The organism is Streptomyces sp. N35 (genome assembly GCF_016464295.1).
Taxonomy (GTDB): domain Bacteria; phylum Actinomycetota; class Actinomycetes; order Streptomycetales; family Streptomycetaceae; genus Streptomyces.
Genome location: NZ_JAEIMH010000028.1, coordinates 22936 through 38664, shown reverse-complemented (window position 1 = coordinate 38664; position 15729 = coordinate 22936). Strand labels below are relative to the sequence as shown.

General features: G+C 69.5%; 16 protein-coding genes. 12 read left to right on the top strand and 4 right to left on the bottom strand.

Translation table 11 applies throughout. The annotated features are described in order from the left end of the window. From JAO81_RS17465 to JAO81_RS17425, 9 genes are all read left to right on the top strand, one after another. On the top strand, positions 1-737 hold a 737-nt coding region (locus JAO81_RS17465; protein WP_233415516.1), incomplete at its 5' end, for a YafY family protein. A gap of 18 nt (positions 738-755) precedes the next feature. Then, a complete protein-coding gene (locus JAO81_RS17460) occupies positions 756-1709 on the top strand; it encodes a YafY family protein (protein WP_199548788.1) in 954 nt (317 codons plus the stop codon). Positions 1710-1892: 183 nt separating this feature from the next. Further along, complete coding sequence (locus tag JAO81_RS17455) at positions 1893-2144, top strand: hypothetical protein (RefSeq protein WP_199548787.1); 252 nt, start codon at positions 1893-1895, stop codon at positions 2142-2144. 10 nt (positions 2145-2154) lie between these two features. Next, the gene (locus JAO81_RS17450; RefSeq protein ID WP_199548786.1) at positions 2155-2352 is read left to right on the top strand and encodes a hypothetical protein; all 198 of its coding nucleotides are present in this window, start codon (positions 2155-2157) and stop codon (positions 2350-2352) included. A 241-nt stretch (positions 2353-2593) separates the two neighbouring features. Further along, positions 2594-2875: a Sec-independent protein translocase subunit TatA gene (tatA, locus tag JAO81_RS17445; RefSeq protein ID WP_199548785.1), complete on the top strand. Its 282-nt coding sequence runs from the start codon at positions 2594-2596 to the stop codon at positions 2873-2875. 47 nt (positions 2876-2922) lie between these two features. After that, positions 2923-3876 carry a twin-arginine translocase subunit TatC gene (tatC, locus tag JAO81_RS17440; protein WP_199548784.1) on the top strand — a complete coding sequence of 318 codons (954 nt, stop codon included), beginning with the start codon at positions 2923-2925 and terminating at the stop codon, positions 3874-3876. Positions 3877-3894: 18 nt separating this feature from the next. Then, on the top strand, positions 3895-4785 hold the full coding sequence (locus JAO81_RS17435) for a diacylglycerol kinase (RefSeq protein WP_199548783.1): 891 nt from the start codon (positions 3895-3897) through the stop codon (positions 4783-4785). Positions 4786-4850: 65 nt separating this feature from the next. Next, the gene (locus tag JAO81_RS17430; protein WP_165330858.1) at positions 4851-7655 is read left to right on the top strand and encodes an RNA helicase; all 2805 of its coding nucleotides are present in this window, start codon (positions 4851-4853) and stop codon (positions 7653-7655) included. 233 nt (positions 7656-7888) lie between these two features. Then, positions 7889-9262: a cytochrome P450 gene (locus JAO81_RS17425; protein WP_199548782.1), complete on the top strand. Its 1374-nt coding sequence runs from the start codon at positions 7889-7891 to the stop codon at positions 9260-9262. Positions 9263-9314: 52 nt separating this feature from the next. Here the strand turns inward: JAO81_RS17425 and JAO81_RS17420 are convergent, their stop codons facing one another. The 3 genes from JAO81_RS17420 to JAO81_RS17410 all read right to left on the bottom strand — a co-directional run bounded on the left by JAO81_RS17420 (position 9315) and on the right by JAO81_RS17410 (position 12023). Next, positions 9315-9863, bottom strand: coding sequence for a DUF1062 domain-containing protein (locus tag JAO81_RS17420; RefSeq protein ID WP_199548781.1), 549 nt, complete (start codon positions 9861-9863; stop codon positions 9315-9317). 229 nt (positions 9864-10092) lie between these two features. Continuing rightward, complete coding sequence (locus JAO81_RS17415; RefSeq protein ID WP_199548780.1) at positions 10093-11070, bottom strand: pseudouridine synthase; 978 nt, start codon at positions 11068-11070, stop codon at positions 10093-10095. Beyond that, complete coding sequence (locus JAO81_RS17410) at positions 11067-12023, bottom strand: ADP-ribosylglycohydrolase family protein (RefSeq protein ID WP_199548779.1); 957 nt, start codon at positions 12021-12023, stop codon at positions 11067-11069. Before JAO81_RS17410 ends, JAO81_RS17415 begins: the two co-directional genes overlap by 4 nt. Before the next feature lie 140 nt (positions 12024-12163). Here JAO81_RS17410 and JAO81_RS17405 point away from each other — a divergent pair, with 140 nt between their 5' ends. The 3 genes from JAO81_RS17405 to JAO81_RS17395 all read left to right on the top strand — a co-directional run bounded on the left by JAO81_RS17405 (position 12164) and on the right by JAO81_RS17395 (position 14857). Then, on the top strand, positions 12164-12823 hold the full coding sequence (locus JAO81_RS17405) for a PadR family transcriptional regulator (protein WP_199548778.1): 660 nt from the start codon (positions 12164-12166) through the stop codon (positions 12821-12823). A gap of 205 nt (positions 12824-13028) precedes the next feature. Further along, positions 13029-14075 (top strand): ATP-binding cassette domain-containing protein, encoded by a 1047-nt coding sequence (locus tag JAO81_RS17400; protein ID WP_199548777.1) that lies wholly within the window; start codon positions 13029-13031, stop codon positions 14073-14075. Between the two features lie 5 nt (positions 14076-14080). Next, positions 14081-14857 carry an ABC transporter permease gene (locus tag JAO81_RS17395; protein WP_199548776.1) on the top strand — a complete coding sequence of 259 codons (777 nt, stop codon included), beginning with the start codon at positions 14081-14083 and terminating at the stop codon, positions 14855-14857. A gap of 147 nt (positions 14858-15004) precedes the next feature. Here the strand turns inward: JAO81_RS17395 and JAO81_RS17390 are convergent, their stop codons facing one another. Continuing rightward, a complete protein-coding gene (locus tag JAO81_RS17390) occupies positions 15005-15727 on the bottom strand; it encodes an aspartate/glutamate racemase family protein (RefSeq protein WP_199548775.1) in 723 nt (240 codons plus the stop codon). Positions 15728-15729 lie beyond the last annotated feature (2 nt).

The window sequence follows — 15729 nt, the reverse complement described above, 5'->3', positions numbered from 1 at the left end:
CCCCCCCCCCCCCCCCCACCCCCCCCCCCCCCCCCCCCGCCCCCCCCGCCGCGGGGGACCCCCCCCCCCCCGGCTCCCCCGCCAAGGTCTGGCAGCAGGCACGGCTCGCCGGTGCGGCCAGCGGCGCCCTGCAGAAGCTGCGCGCCGCGGGGATGCCCGAGGACGTGGATCCGTACGAGAGTCATGGCGCCCTCGAACCGCGCATCCCCGTGCACGAAACGGCCTTCGAACCGCTGATGCTGGCCTGCCGCGACCGCAGGCCCGTCGTCTTCGACTACCGCAAGGCCACCGCCGCGCGCCCCGAGACCCGGCACGTCGAGCCGTGGGCCCTGGAGTGCTGGCGCGGCCACTGGTACCTGGCCGGCTGGGACCGCGACCGCGGCGCCGAGCGCGTCTTCCGGCTCTCGCGGATCACGGGCAAGGTGCGTTCACGCGCGGGCAAGTTCACCGCCGAGATCCCCGATGTCGTCACCGTCCGCGAGACCGTCGCGGGCTGGGCCGGCGAGATCACCGACCGGACCGCGCTGATCAGGCTGCGCACGGAGGCCGGCTATCCCTTGCGTGCCAAGGCGGCCCGCGTACGGGAACTCGGCGACGGCTGGGACGAGTTGGAGATTCCGTACGGGCACGGGCTCGACGCCTGGCTCGTGGAGTTCGGGCCCGATGTGGTCGTGCTCGAGCCCGCCGAACTGAGGGCGGACGTCGTGGACCGGCTGCGCGCCGTGGCCAAGGGCTGAGGGGGAGCGGAACAACTCATGGCTGCCAATGCCATCGACCAGACACGGCGCATGCTGTCCCTGGTGACCTATCTGCGCGAGCGCCCGGGCGCCCGCGTCGCGGATGTCGCGCGCGCCTTCGGGGTCACCGAGGCCGAGCTGATCTCCGACCTCGACGTACTGCCGCTGTGCGGGACGAGCTTCCGCGGCGGTGATCTGCTCGACATCGACACCGACGGCGAGCGGATCTGGTGGCACAACCCCGATGACGTGGCCGCCCCGCTGCGGCTCGCCGCCGACGAGGCCACGGCGCTGCTCGTGGCCGCGCGTGCCGTCGCCACGCTGCCCGGACTGCGCGAGAGCGACCGGGAGGCGCTGGTGCGCGCCACGTCCAAGCTGGAGGCCGCCGCGGGCGAGACCGCCGCGGCCGGAGACCGGCTCTCGGTCACCTTCGAGTCCGAAGGCGGCGTCTTCGCCGAGGTCGACCGCGCCATCTCCGAGCGCCGGCGGCTCTGGGTGCGCTACTACTCGCCGGCCCGTGACGAGCTCACGGAGCGTGAGGTCGACCCGATCCGGCTGTTCGCGCTCGGCCACACGTACATGGAGGCCTGGTGCTACCGCTCGGAGGCGCGGCGCACCTTCCGGCTCGACCGGGTCGCCGAGATCCGGATCCTCGACGAGGCCGCCGCACCGCCGGAGCTCGAGCTGCGGGACCTGTCCGAAGGGCTCGTACAGCCCTCGGCCGACGACCCCGAGGTCGTGGTCGTGGTCGGGCCCGGCGGTCGCTGGGTCGCCGAGTACTACCCGCACGACAGTGCGGAGGAGCTGCCCGAGGGCGGGCTGCGGATCACGCTGCGCACTCCCGACCCGGCCTCGCTGAAGCGGCTCGCGCTCCGGCTCGGCCGGGACGGGCACATCGTCGCGCCGCAGGACCTGGCGGACAGTGCGCGCAAGGCGGCCAGGGCGGCGCTCGAGGCGTACGAGCAGAACTGATCAGGGCATACGGACGGTACCGATCGAGACGTACGGGCAGGACCGAGAGGAGCTGTGACGGTGCGGACACTGGATGCGTCGGGCGGGGTGGACGAGTCGGGCGGCCTCGCCGGGCCGTGGAGCGCCGGCACGGTGGGACGCTGGTACTCGCCCAACCTCGAGACAGAGTCCAGTAATTCGGAAATGTCCGGGTTTAGCCGTGTGGTTGCAGGTTCCCCGGCTGTCTTCCGTGCCGGGTGTCCCGACTGCCGTTCCCGTTTCGTACTCGCCGCCGCGGCGCTGCGGTTGGTGATGGGCGCCAGTGACCGCACCACCTTCTACTCCTTCACCTGCCCCGACTGCGGCTCGTCCGTCCGCAAGCCGGCGGGGGAGCGGATCGTCGAACTCCTCATGCGCGGTGGGGTGCGGACCCTGCGTCTGCACTCCACGGTCTAGGCTGGCGCCCATGCTCTGGCCCATGATCGCGATCGCACTCGGCTTCCTCGGGCTCATGGTGCTCGCCTTCTTCGCCGTACGGGTCTTTGTCGAGGTCCGCCGCCTGGGCACCCAAGTCGCCGAGACCTCACGGAAGATCAGCGTCGCGGCGAACGATCTTGAGCGGGCTGCGACGGATATGTCCCGAACCGGGCGCGAGGTTCTGTAAGGCGCCTGAGCTGCGCCTTCGATAATTGACCTGCGTGCACTCCAACTTGCTTGGCCGGGCGGGTACGCTCCTTAGGCAGTGACCCGGCAAGGAGGCGTCGGGTCAGCAACCGGGAGTACGCACAGGCATTGCCTCAGGTTCACTCCCGGGGGTTACGATCGCTGTCAGCGCGGTGATCGGATGTCTGTCCGGGTCGCCGGGCACATGTTCCCTGTCGCCTCGGTGAAGAAGGTAAACGGCTATGAACCTCGGGGCCCCCGAAATCATCCTGATCCTCGTCGTGATCATCCTGCTGTTCGGCGCCAAGAAGCTTCCCGACATGGCGCGCTCGCTCGGCAAGTCGGCCCGCATCCTGAAGAGCGAGGCCAAGGCGATGAAGTCGGATGACAACAAGGACGCCGCTGCCGGCCCGCCGAACACCGACGAGCAGGTACCCCCGGCTCAGCGCACGATCCAGGCCGCTCCCGGCGACGTGACCAGCTCGCGTCCGGTGACCGAGCCCACGGACACCACCCAGCGCTGACCGAGTGCAGGTCACGTCCGGCCTGCCGCACGAGATGAGGACGTGGGTTGCTCAAGTCTGCCCGCAAGCAGGAGAAGGATCCCGAGGGGCGGATGCCGCTCCAGGAGCACCTGCGCGAGTTGCGCAGCCGCTTGGTCAAGAGCCTGCTGGCCATCATTGTCACGACGGTGCTCTCGCTCCTGATCTACAGGGACGTCATCGAGTTCTTCACCAATCCGATTCTCGGTGCCGTGGGCTGCGACATGAGCTTCGACGAGCTGCAGCAATCGGGCGCGGAGAAGTGCGCCCGCATCACGCAGAACGGTCTGATCAGCCCGTTCACGCTTGCGCTCACGGTCTCGTTCACGACGGGTCTCGTGCTGGCCACGCCGGTCTGGCTCTACCAGCTCTGGGGCTTCATCGCGCCCGGTCTGCACCGGAACGAGAAGAAGTACTCGCTGGCGCTGGTCTTCACCGGGTTCCCGCTGTTCCTGTTGGGCGCGTACTTCGCGTACTGGTCGCTGCCGAAGATGGCCAGTGTCCTGATCCAGTTCTCGATCGTCGGCAGTGAGAACTTTCTGCCGCTCGACGACCTGATCAACCTGATCATGCGGATGATCGTCGTCTTCGGGCTGGCGTTCCAGTTGCCGCTGCTCCTGGTGATGCTCAACTTCGGCGGCATCGTCTCGGGCGCCAAGCTGCTCAGCTGGTGGCGCGCAATGATCATGGGCATCACGCTGTTCGCGGCCATCGCCACTCCGAGCACCGACCCGGTGTCGATGCTCGCCCTGGCAGTGCCCATCTGGGTGCTGTACTTCGGTGCGGTCGGGATCTCGCTGATCAATGACAAGCGCCGGGCGAGGGCCGAAGCCGAAGGACCCGCCGACGACGAGGCCTCCGACCTCGACCTCACCCCCGAGGACATCGGCGAAATCGAAACCGTCTCCGCCTCCAAGGCCCTGCCCGAGCAGGCATCCGGCGACGGTGAGCGGCGGATGAACGGTTACGACGACGTCACCTGACCTTGTAGGGTCCGGGCCGTGACCAGCGAGATCACCCTCTTCGTCAATCCCACCGCGGGACGCGGCCGGGGCGCCCACGCGGCGCAGCCGGCCGCTCGCGCGTTCCGGGACGCCGGCTTCTCCGTACGTACGATCGTCGGCGAGGACGCCGACGACGCCCTGAGACGGGCCCGTGAAGCCGTCGGCCAGGGGACGGGCGCGTTGGTCGCCGTCGGCGGGGACGGGATGATCAACCTCGCGCTCCAGGCCGTCGCCGGGACGGACACTCCGCTCGGCATCGTCGCGGTCGGCACCGGTAACGACTTCGCCCGCGCCCTGGACCTGCCCATACGCGACCCGGAAGCCTCCGGCCGGCTCGCGGCCCGGGCGCTCAAGGGCGCCATGACCCGTGCCGTCGACCTCGGCCGTATCGGCGACCGTCTCTTCGGCACCGTTCTCGCCTGCGGCTTCGATTCGCGGGTCAACGACCGCGGAAACCGGATGCGTTGGCCCAGCGGCCGCTTCAAGTACGACCTCGCGATGATCGCGGAGCTGGCCGCGTTCAAGCCGTTCCCGTTCCGGATCCGCCTGGACGACGGGCCCGTCCAGGAAGTCGACGCGACGTTGATCGCCGTCGGGAACGGATCCTCGTACGGCGGTGGCATGCGGATCTGTCCCTCGGCCGCGGTCGACGACGGGCTTTTCGATGTGACCGTCGTGGGGGACTGCTCACGCGCGACGCTGCTCAAGGTGTTTCCGCGGGTCTACAAAGGGACGCATGTCGACCACCCCAAGGTCACCGTGCACCGCGCCGCGAAGATCACGGTCGAGGCGGCCGGCATCACGGGATACGCCGACGGGGAGCCGCTGGGGCCTTTGCCGCTGACCGCCGTGTGTGTGCCGGGAGCCGTTCGCGTACTCGCCGGGTAAAGCCTCGTCGTCGGGTCAACAAAGATCGCGACGCTGTCAGTGCCTGCGGGTAGGCTCGAAGCAAGATGACAGAGGACCTCTCACCGGCCGAGCGATATGCGGCAGCACGGGTGCGCGCTGCCGAGCAGGCCACCGCACTCGCGTCCTTCCGCGAGATGTACGAATTCGGTCTCGACCCCTTCCAGATCGAGGCCTGCCAGGCGCTGGAAGCGGGGAAGGGCGTCCTTGTCGCCGCCCCGACCGGCTCCGGCAAGACGATCGTCGGCGAGTTCGCCGTGCATCTCGCCCTCGGACAGGGCAAGAAGTGCTTCTACACAACGCCCATCAAGGCGCTGTCCAACCAGAAGTACGCGGACCTGGTCAAGCGCTATGGCGCGGACAAGGTCGGCCTGCTGACCGGCGACAACAGCGTCAACTCCGAGGCGCCCGTGGTCGTGATGACCACCGAGGTGCTGCGGAACATGCTGTACGCGGGCTCGCAGTCGCTGCTCGGCCTCGGCTATGTGGTGATGGACGAGGTGCACTACCTCTCCGACCGCTTCCGCGGCGCCGTATGGGAAGAAGTGATCATTCACCTTCCCGAGTCGGTCACGCTCGTCTCGCTTTCGGCCACCGTGTCGAACGCGGAGGAGTTCGGCGACTGGCTCGACACGGTGCGCGGGGACACGGACGTGATCGTCTCCGAGCACCGGCCCGTGCCGCTGTTCCAGCATGTGCTCGCCGGGCGGCGGATGTACGACCTCTTCGAGGAGGAGTCCGCGGCCAAGAAGCGCGAGGTCAACCCCGATCTCGTACGGATGGCGCGGCTCGAGGCCAGCAGGACGCCGCACGGCCCGGGCCGGCGGCGCGGACGCGAGGCCGACCGGGAGCGGGAGCGCCGGCAGCGCTCGCGGATCTGGACACCGTCGCGGCCCGAGGTCATCGACCGGCTCGACAGCGAGGGCCTGCTGCCCGCGATCACCTTCATCTTCAGCCGGGCCGCCTGCGAGGCAGCCGTACAGCAATGTCTGTACGCGGGGCTGAGGCTGAACGACGAGGACGCGCGGCTCAGGGTGCGCGAGATCGTCGAGGAGCGCACGGCCGCGATTCCGAACGAAGACCTCCATGTCCTGGGGTACTTCGAGTGGCTCGAAGCCCTGGAGCGGGGCATCGCGGCGCATCACGCGGGCATGCTGCCGACCTTCAAGGAGGTCGTGGAGGAGCTGTTCGTACGGGGCCTGGTGAAGGCCGTCTTCGCCACCGAGACACTCGCGCTGGGCATCAACATGCCCGCGCGCTCCGTGGTGTTGGAGAAGCTCGTCAAGTGGAACGGTGAGCAGCACGCCGACATCACCCCCGGTGAGTACACCCAGCTCACGGGCCGTGCGGGCCGGCGAGGCATCGACATCGAGGGCCATGCGGTGGTGCTGTGGCAGCGCGGCATGAACCCGGAGGCGCTGGCGGGCCTGGCCGGTACGCGTACGTATCCGCTGCGGTCCAGCTTCAAGCCCTCGTACAACATGGCGGTCAATCTGACCCAGCAGTTCGGGCGGCATCGTTCGCGTGAGCTGCTCGAGACCTCGTTCGCGCAGTTCCAGGCGGACAAGTCGGTCGTCGGGATCTCGCGTCAGGTGCAGCGCAACGAGGAGGGGCTCGACGGGTACAAGGAGTCGATGACCTGTCACCTCGGGGACTTCGAGGAGTACGCGCGGCTGCGGCGCGAGCTCAAGGACCGCGAGACCGAGCTGGCCAAGCAGGGGGCGGTGCAGCGCCGTGCCGAGGCGGCCGTGGCCCTGGAGAAGCTCAAGCCGGGCGATGTGATCCATGTGCCGACCGGCAAGTACGCGGGGCTCGCGCTCGTGCTCGACCCGGGGCTGCCCGCAGGGCGCTCCAACGGGCACCGTGGCTTCGAAGCCCACGACGGACCGCGCCCGCTGGTGCTCACCGTGGAGCGGCAGGTCAAGCGGCTCGCGTCGATGGACTTCCCGGTGCCGGTCGAGGCGCTCGACCGGATGCGGATCCCCAAGTCGTTCAACCCGCGCTCGCCGCAGTCCCGGCGCGATCTCGCCTCCGCGCTGCGCACGAAGGCCGGGCACATCCGGCCCGAGCGGCACCGGCGCGGACGTGCGGAGGCGGCCGACGACCGCCAGATCGCACGGCTGCGGGCGGAGCTGCGGGCGCACCCGTGCCACGGCTGCGACGAGCGGGAGGACCACGCCCGCTGGGCCGAGCGCTACCACCGGCTCCTTCGCGACACCAAGCAGCTGGAGCGGCGCATCGAGGGGCGGACGAACACGATCGCCCGCACCTTCGACCGCATCGTCGCCCTCCTCACCGAGCTGGACTATCTGCGCGGCAACGAGGTCACCGAACACGGCAAGCGGCTCGCGCGGCTCTACGGCGAGCTCGATCTGCTTGCTTCGGAGTGCCTGCGGGAGCGAGTCTGGGAAGGCCTGACCCCGGCCGAACTGGCCGCCTGCGTATCGGCGTTGGTGTACGAGGCGCGCCAGAGCGATGACGCCATGGCACCCAAGCTGCCCTCGGGCAAGGCCAAGGCGGCGCTCGGTGACATGGTGCGGATCTGGGGGCGCCTCGACGCGCTCGAGGAGGACTTCGGGATCAGCCAGACCGAGGGCGTCGGTCAGCGCGAGCCCGATCTGGGCTTCGCGTGGGCCGCATATATGTGGGCCTCGGACAAGGGCCTGGACGAGGTGCTGCGCGAGGCGGAGATGCCGGCCGGCGACTTCGTGCGCTGGTGCAAGCAGGTCATCGATGTGCTCGGGCAGATCGCGGCGGCCGCGCCCAAGGAGGACAGCACCGTGGCGAAGAATGCGCGCAAGGCCGTGGATGCCTTGCTGCGTGGGGTGGTTGCGTACTCGTCCGTGGGCTGAGTGCCTGGTCGTGATGTTCGGTTGTGTGAGGCCGGTGCGCCGTTCCCTGTCGGGGGCGGCGCACCGGCTTTTCCACAGGCGCTGGCGGTGGGGTGGGGGTGTTTGTCATACGAGTGGGCGCCATGATCTCGAACGGTTGTCCACAGGGGTGGCGGTGCGTTCGAGGCTCCGATTTCATGGCGTCACATGCGGCGCCGTGAACGAACTGCGCCACCGGGGAGGGGAGTTCGACCATGACCACGGAGTCTGCTGCGGGCGTGGATGCACGGCCGCAGGGTCCCGAGCTGGTGCCCGGTCCGCGCGGAGTGCCACTGCTCGGCAATCTGCCGCAGTTCGGCAAGGACCCCCTCGCGTTCTTCGAGCTGCTGCGGGAGCGGGGCGGGATGGTCGGCTGGCGGTTCGGCCGCACCTCCTGTGTGTTCCTCACCGAGCCGGACCACATAGGGGAGTTGATGCGGCAGATCGAGGGGACCTTCGATCAGCCCGATCTGGGAATCGCCTTCCGCACGGTGATGGGCAATGGCGTGACGGTCGCCAAAGGCAGGGACTGGCGGCGCAAGCGGTCGCTGGTGCAGCCTTCGGTGCGGCCGAAGCAGGTCAAGTCCTATGCGCAGACGATGGCTTCCTGTGCGATCGAGGTGGCCGAGTCCTGGTCGGACGGCCGGCGGATCGACATCAAACGGGAGATGGCGACCCTGACCCGCAGGATCGCCGTGTCCACGATCTTCGGTGTCGACACGGAGTCCGACTCCGAGGCGATCGGCGAGGCCATGGAGGTGGCCCTCAAGGAGATCGGGGCGGAGTTCAGCGGGCTCGGTGCGGTGCTGCCGGACTGGCTACCCACGCCTGGGCGGGCGCGGATCAAGAAGGCCGCGGCCGTGATCGACGCGGAGGTCGCCCGGATCGTCGCGGCGCACCGGGACGCCCCCGACGAGCGGCCGGATCTTCTGAGCCGGCTGCTCACCGCCCAGGACGAGACGGGAGCGCGGCTCACGGACGTCGAGATCCGCGACGAGGCGGTCACGCTCTATATCGGCGGCCATGAGACCACCAGCTCGACCCTGGTGTGGGCCTGGCATCTGCTCTCCCGCACCCCTGAGGCGCGGGCGGCACTGGGCGAGGAGCTGGACCGTGTCCTCGGCGACCGTGATCCGGGTTTCGAGGACTACGCGGACCTTCCGTACACCCAGGCCGTGGTGAAGGAGACCTTGCGGCTCTATCCGACGATCTGGCTGCTCACCGGCCTGGCCAAGGAGGGCGCGTCGATCGGCGGGCGGCCGATACCCAAGGGCACCCGGGTGTGGAGCAGCCAGTGGGCGACGCATCGCGACGCGCGCTGGTACAAGGACGCGGACGCGTTCCGTCCCGAGCGCTGGGCTGGGGCGGAGGGGGCGGAGATACCCGAGTACGCGTGGTTCCCGTTCGGCGGCGGGCCGCGTGTCTGCCTCGGAGCGCGCTTCGCCATGGTGGAGGCGGTGCTGATCCTGGCCGTGATCGCCCGGCGCTTCGAGCTCCTGGTGGACCAGGAGGAGATACGTCCGGTGCCGTCGCTGACGCTGCAGCCGGACCGGGAGGTCACTGCGGTGGTGAGGGGGAGGGCCGGCTGAGCCCAGGGTCTGTCCGGTGCGTCCCGCCGGACAGACCCTGGACTCGAGGGGGTCAGCGCTTGAGCGTGAAGGTGAAGTCCTCGGCGACTTTGCCGGTCAGGCGGACTGCCGAGACGAGCTTCCCCTCCGTGATCCGTCTCTCGACCTCCGCGCGCGACAGGCCGCAGCCCGTGGCGATCAGTCGTGTCGGCCGGACCGGGATCCGTGCGGTGAAGCGGACCGTGATGTCGATGACCTCCAGGTCCAGGTGATCCGATCCGTTGGTGTCGAGACGCCAGGCGCCCGACCAGTCGAGTGCAATGCGATTGCGGTGCTGCACGGCCGGATCCTGGAGCAGTTCGGTGACCAGACCGAGGTCGTTGTCGTGCAGCCGGTCGAGCAACTCCGGCCGCACGGAGCGCACTTGTGCCCGCTCAAGGAGGGGGAGCTTGGCAGTGTCCCCGCACGAGGTGCAGAGCACGAGAAGCCAGGCGTCGATGAGCTTGTGGTGGGCGTTGACGCGGAATTTGCCGCTGGGCCGGAAGCGGTCGGACGCGCAGGAGTGGCAGCGGCGCAGGACGTGCGGGAGGCAAGTGGGCATGACAACCCAGTGATTGAGCACAGGGGTACACCGGTTTCAGTGAGAAGTCCGCAGCAGGAAGCAGCGCGGCGCACAGGGTGCGGCGCGCGAAGAAATCAGCGCTTGGGAGGTCTCACACGGTGTACAACGGCACGTCCTTGCCTCAGATGACCAGGTCGGGCAGCACGTTAGTGGGGCGTGGTGGCGATGTTCCACCGATTTTCCGGGTGCCGGAGGAGGGAGGGGCGGCCTCGCTCCGGGGTGGTGGGCGTCAGCCGGTGGTACCGGGGTTGCCGAGCCACGCCTCGTACGCATCCCAGGCCCGCAGGGTGCGGCGGGTGGCGAAGTGGTGACTGCGGCCGGTCACCGGGTCGGTGAACTCCAATGAGGTGGCGAGCAGTTGGAGCGGGCGGGAGAAGTCATCGGGTGCGGGCTGGTCGAGCACGTCGGGATAGACGGGGTCGCCGAGCAGAGGCAGCCCGAGCGAGTTCATATGGACGCGTAGCTGGTGGGTGCGGCCGGTGCGGGGCCGCAGCCGGTAGCGGCCGAGGCGGGTGGGGCGGTGCCCCTCGACGGTGCGGTGGCCGAGCAGTTCGATGCGGCTCTCCGCGTTGGGCTCGCCCGGCACCTCGCTCGCGGCGATCACACCTCGCACCTTCTCGATCCGGCTGGTCACCGTGCGGGGCAGAGCCAGATCCGGGCGGTACGGGGCCACCGCCTCGTACTCCTTGCGGACCGCCCTGTCGCTGAACAGGGTCTGATACCTGCCACGGTCGTCGGGACGCACGATGAACATCACGACCCCGGCGGTGAGCCGGTCGAGGCGGTGGGCGGCGCTGAGTTCGGGCAGCCCCAGCTCCGTGCGGAGCCGGGCGAGCGCGGTCTGGGTGATGTGGGAGCCGCGGGGGGTGGTGGCGAGGAAGTGGGGTTTGTCGGCGACGACCAGATGCTCGTCCTGGTACAGGACATCGATCGGAAAGGGGACCGGATGCTCGGGAGCCAGCTCGCGGTGGAACCAGATCAACTGCCCGCCCGCATAGGGGGTGTCGGGTCCGATCGGTCCTTCGGCGGTGACGAACTCGCCGGCGGCGAGCATCCCGTCGATGATCTCGGCCCCCGGGGCGAGCCGTTCGACGAGGTGATCACGCACGGTGGCCCAGGCCCCGTCCGCCGGCAGCTTCAGGCGTACGGCGTCCACGCCATCGCGCTGGGGGAGGGGGGAGCGCAGGGGGCGCGACTTACGGGTCATGGTGTGTCCAGCGTACGAGGCGGTGAGGTGCCCGCTCCCAGGCGGCGGGCGAGTGCGGCGAGGTCCGCGGTGCGCAGCATCCTCTCGCCGTATCCCGGCAGCGGGACGTGCAGGGGACCGGTCCAATGTCCGGGGATCGCGGACGCTCCGTACACCGCGCCCGCGAGCATGCCGGTGACCGCTGCCACCGTGTCCGTGTCGCCGCCGAGGTCGACGGCGGCGGCCAGCGCCCGGTCGAACGTGGAGGTGGTGCGCAGCGCCCAGAGCGCCGAGCCGAGGCACGGCCAGACCGCGCCGTTGAACTCGGTGGCGTCGTCGGGGTGCCAGCCGTCGGAGAGGACGACGGCCCAGCGTGCGCGGTGGTCCGGGTGCACCTCGGCCAGGGTCGTCGGGGCCGTGCCGAGCGGGTCGTCGCCGTCGAGCGCTACCCGCACCAACTCGTGCAGGACGGCTGTGCCCTCCCAGGCGGCGCGGTCGCCATGGGTGAGTGCGGCGATCCGGCGTGCGGCGTCCATCGTGGCGGCGCGTCCGGACGGAGCGAAGTGGACGGCGGAGGTGCTGGCCCGCATCAGCGAACCGTTGCCCGCGGCGCGGAGGTTGATCTGGAAGTGCAGGGCCGCTGCCGAGTCCCAGGGCTCTCCGCTGGTGAGCACATCCTCCGTCTGGCGACCGATGTCCTTGGGCTCGCCCGCGGCCCAGCGCTGGAACCGGGCGAAGACATCGGGGAGTTGGAGCCCGCCGCAGTCGAGGAGTGACTCGCCCACGAGCACGGCCATCTGCGTATCGTCCGTGGCCTCGCCGGGGTCCCAGCCGCCGCCTCCGCACATCTCGCCCACCTCGTCCGGGAACCGCCGGCTGAAGTCGCCGGGGGAGCCGAACTCGAACGGTGCCCCCAGGGCGTCGCCCACGGCGGCGCCGACCACGGCTCCCACCTCGCGTTCTGTGCGCTGCATGGCCGCAAGCGTAGGGGTCTGTCGCGAGCTTCGGGATACGCGATAGGTCGCGTCTTGCCGGATCGCGATAGTGGCGATATATTCGGCTACGGATATTCGAGTACGAGCAAGAGTCGGAGACCGGGAAGGCAGGTGAGGTGATGGCGGGCAAGCGGCGGAAGCTGAGCAATCCGCTGGCTCTCACGGTGCTGGTGCAGCTCGTCGAGCGGCCGATGCATCCGTACGAGATCGCACAGACCCTGCGGCGGCGCGGCAAGGACGCGAGCACGAAGATCAATTACGGCTCGCTCTACACCGTGGTGCAGAACCTGGAGAAGCACGGCTTCGTGGAGGTCGCCGGGGTGCAGCGGGAGGGGAACCGGCCCGAGCGCACCCTGTACGGCATCACCGACGCCGGGCGGATCGAGATGGTCGAGTGGCTGTCGGATCTGCTCGCCGTACCGGCCGATGAGTATCCGATCTTCGAGACCGCCCTGGCCAATATGGGAGTCATTCATCCCGACGAGGTCGTCCGGCTGCTCAAGGACCGGATCGCGACCTTGGACGTCAAGGCGGCGCAGGGCCGAGGAGCCCTGCGAAAGCTCTATGAGTCGCTGCCGCGCGTCTTCCTGGTCGAGGTCGAGTACCAGTTGCATCTGATCGAGGCCCAGATCGCGTGGCTGCGCGGCTTTGTGGCCGAGGTCGAGGGCGGCTCGCTCGAAGGGGTGGCCGGCTGGCGTTCCTGGCACGAGACCGGGGAAATCCCCGAGGAGTTCCTCGACTTGGAGGAGGGCGTGGCCGGGGACGACTCGGCTGCCTGACTTCGATACGCGTTCCGGATGCGTACCGAATACGTACCGAAGAGAGAAAAGAAAGACCCCGGCGGTGCTGTTGCAGCAGCTTCCGCCAGGGTCGCGAACCCCGGACCGACCGCGGTGAGGCGGCCAGGCGATCGAGGTGCGGCACACCCAGGATAGCCCGGCGTTCTTGTCGTGGATCGGCTCCCTGACATGGAGAGATCCCGTCATGCAGTCATCACAGGGCTCCGCCCTGCCCGCGCGGCCCACAGCGCCGGCGGTGCAGGCACACGAGCTGACCAAGACCTATCCGGGGGATGTGACCGCGCTGAGCGGGATGTCCCTGACCGTCGAGGCGGGCACCGTGTTCGGGCTGCTCGGCCCGAACGGCGCCGGCAAGTCCACCACGGTGAAGATCCTCACCACTCTGGCCCGCCCCGACAGCGGCACGGCCATCGTCGCCGGGCATGACGCGCTGCGCCATCCCGACCGGGTGCGCCGCGCCATCGGCGTCGTGTCCCAGAAGTCGGGCGCCGATCCGATGGCGACCGGCCGCGAGAACCTGCAACTGCAGGGACGCCTCTACGGGTTGCGCGGCGCGGAGCTCAACCGGCGCGTGGACGAGCTCCTTGAGCGCTTCGATCTGGCCGAGGCCGGCAAGCGGCAGGTCAAGGGCTACTCCGGCGGCATGCAGCGCCGGCTCGATGTGGCGCTCGGCCTGGTGCACCGACCCGAGGTGCTCTTCCTCGACGAGCCCACCACCGGCCTCGACCCCGAGGCCCGTACCGCGATGTGGGACGAGATCGCCCGGCTCGCGGGCGACGAGGGCCTCACGATCCTGCTCACCACGCACTACCTCGAAGAGGCCGACCGTCTCGCCGAGCGCATAGCGATCGTCGACCGCGGCAGGGTCGTGGTCGAGGGCACACCCGATGCACTGAAGGGCGAACTGCGCGGTGATGCCGTGCACTTGGAGCTGCGCTCCCACGCGCAGGACACCGGGGCGCTCGAGGCCGCGCTCGCCGGGCTGGCCGGCGTGTACGAGGTCCTGATCGACGGGCGCCGTATCAGCGTCCGGGCCGAGGACGGCGCGTCCGCCGTGCCGGCGTTGCTCGCCACGCTGGAGCGGGCCGGAGCCGCGGTCGCCGCCGCCACCGTCGCCCGGCCCTCGCTCGACGACGTCTATCTCCGCTACGCAGGCCGCCGCTTCTCGGAGGCCGAGGCCGCCCACGACGCACCGCACGCCGAGCTCGCCACCGCCGGAGGTGCCCGATGAACACCATGACCGAGACACTGGCGCAGAACTGGTTCATGACCCAGCGCCAGTTGAAGGCGATCGTCCGCCAGCCCGCGTACCTCGTGATGATGCTGGTGCAGCCCGCGATCTGGCTCTTCCTGTTCGGCAACCTGTTCAAGAAGGTCGTCGAACTCGGCGGCTTCGGCACCACGACCTATCTCGACTACCTGGTGCCCGGCATAGTCGTGATGAGTGCGCTCAGCTCCTCGATGTGGGCGGGCATGGGCACGCTCGAGGAGATCGAGCGCGGCACGCTCAACCGCTTCCTCACCACACCCGTCAGCCGTGGCGCGCTGATGAACGCCAACGTTGTGCAGAACGGTGTCAGTACCGCACTGCAGTCCGTGATCATCGTGCTGTTCGGGAAGCTGGGCGGCGCGGACTACCCCGGCGGCATCACCGGACTTCTGGTCCTGATCCTCGCGTCCGTCCTGCTCGGCGCGATATTCGGCGCCCTGTCCAATGCCATGGGCATGCTGGTCCGCCAGCGTGAGTCGATCATCGGCGTCAACACCTTCCTGATGCTGCCGCTGACCTTCCTGTCCACCGCGTTCATGGCCCCCGCCCAGATGCCCGGCTGGATGCAGGCCATCGCCGACTGGAACCCGGTCAACTGGGCGATGGTCGCGGGCCGTTCGGCCATGGCGGACAGCCCTGACTGGGGCCTTGTGCTCAGCCGCGGCGGCGGGCTGCTCGTGCTGACGGTCGTGGCGGTGTGGCTGTCGACGCGGACCTTCCGCTCGTATCAGAAGTCGGTCTGAGCAGACCGATTCTGCTCAGAATCGGTCTGCTCAGAATCGGTCTGCTCACAAGCCGGTCCGACGCGAGGCGGGCACGGACAGGCGAAGGCGCCCGACGGGGTTCGAACTCGTCGGGCGCCTCCGCGGCTTGGTGATGCTCGGCAGCGATCAGACGGGTATCGGCCACGCGCGGAACTGCTTGGGCCGCGGCGGCGCGTACGTGCGGACCTTCGACGTGGTCAGGCCGAGGCGGACCAGCGATTCCGCGATCGTCACCGCGGCGGCCACCCCGTCCACCACAGGAACTCCGGTGCGCTCCACGACGCGCTCGCTCAGGCCCGACATCCCGCCGCAGCCCAGGCAGATGACCTCCGCCCGGTCCTGCTCGACCGCGCGGACCGCCTCCTGCGCGATCGCCTCGACCGCGGCCGCGGGGTCACGCTCCAGCTCGAGTACGGGCAGTCCGCTGGCCCGCACCGAGGCGCAGCGGGACGAGAGTCCGGCCAGGAGCAGGCGGTCCTCGATGAGCGGGACGGCACGGTCGAGGGTGGTGATCACCGAGTAGCTGCGGCCGAGGAACTGCGCGGTGGCGGCGGCCGCTTCGGTGATGTCGACGACCGGTACGGCGAGCAGCTCCTGCAGACCTTCGCGGCCGTGTTCGCCGTAGCCGGCCTGGATCACCGCGTCGAAGGGGTCGGGGTAGGACCGTACGGTTTCCATCACGGCGATCGCCGCGAGATGGCTCTCGTAGTTGCCCTCGACCGATTCGGCGCCGAACGCCGGGGTGAGCGGCACGATTTCGGTTCCGGGGGAGGCGGCGGCCCGCGCCTGTTCACCGATGGTCTTCGTCATCGAATCGGTGGTGTTGACGTTGACGACGAGGATGCGCATAG

What these genes read in the sequence shown, in the direction of transcription:
- JAO81_RS17450 (WP_199548786.1), top strand. Translation starts at nt 2,155, where the DNA reads ATGCTCTGGCCCATGATCGCGATCGCACTCGGCTTCCTCGGGCTCATG.
- JAO81_RS17395 (WP_199548776.1), top strand. Translation starts at nt 14,081, where the DNA reads ATGACCGAGACACTGGCGCAGAACTGGTTCATGACCCAGCGCCAGTTG.
- JAO81_RS17410 (WP_199548779.1), bottom strand. Translation starts at nt 12,023, where the DNA reads ATGCAGCGCACAGAACGCGAGGTGGGAGCCGTGGTCGGCGCCGCCGTG.
- JAO81_RS17455 (WP_199548787.1), top strand. Translation starts at nt 1,893, where the DNA reads ATGTCCGGGTTTAGCCGTGTGGTTGCAGGTTCCCCGGCTGTCTTCCGT.
- JAO81_RS17390 (WP_199548775.1), bottom strand. Translation starts at nt 15,727, where the DNA reads ATGCGCATCCTCGTCGTCAACGTCAACACCACCGATTCGATGACGAAG.
- tatA (WP_199548785.1), top strand. Translation starts at nt 2,594, where the DNA reads ATGAACCTCGGGGCCCCCGAAATCATCCTGATCCTCGTCGTGATCATC.
- JAO81_RS17400 (WP_199548777.1), top strand. Translation starts at nt 13,029, where the DNA reads ATGCAGTCATCACAGGGCTCCGCCCTGCCCGCGCGGCCCACAGCGCCG.
- JAO81_RS17460 (WP_199548788.1), top strand. Translation starts at nt 756, where the DNA reads ATGGCTGCCAATGCCATCGACCAGACACGGCGCATGCTGTCCCTGGTG.
- JAO81_RS17430 (WP_165330858.1), top strand. Translation starts at nt 4,851, where the DNA reads ATGACAGAGGACCTCTCACCGGCCGAGCGATATGCGGCAGCACGGGTG.
- JAO81_RS17425 (WP_199548782.1), top strand. Translation starts at nt 7,889, where the DNA reads ATGACCACGGAGTCTGCTGCGGGCGTGGATGCACGGCCGCAGGGTCCC.
- JAO81_RS17405 (WP_199548778.1), top strand. Translation starts at nt 12,164, where the DNA reads ATGGCGGGCAAGCGGCGGAAGCTGAGCAATCCGCTGGCTCTCACGGTG.
- JAO81_RS17415 (WP_199548780.1), bottom strand. Translation starts at nt 11,070, where the DNA reads ATGACCCGTAAGTCGCGCCCCCTGCGCTCCCCCCTCCCCCAGCGCGAT.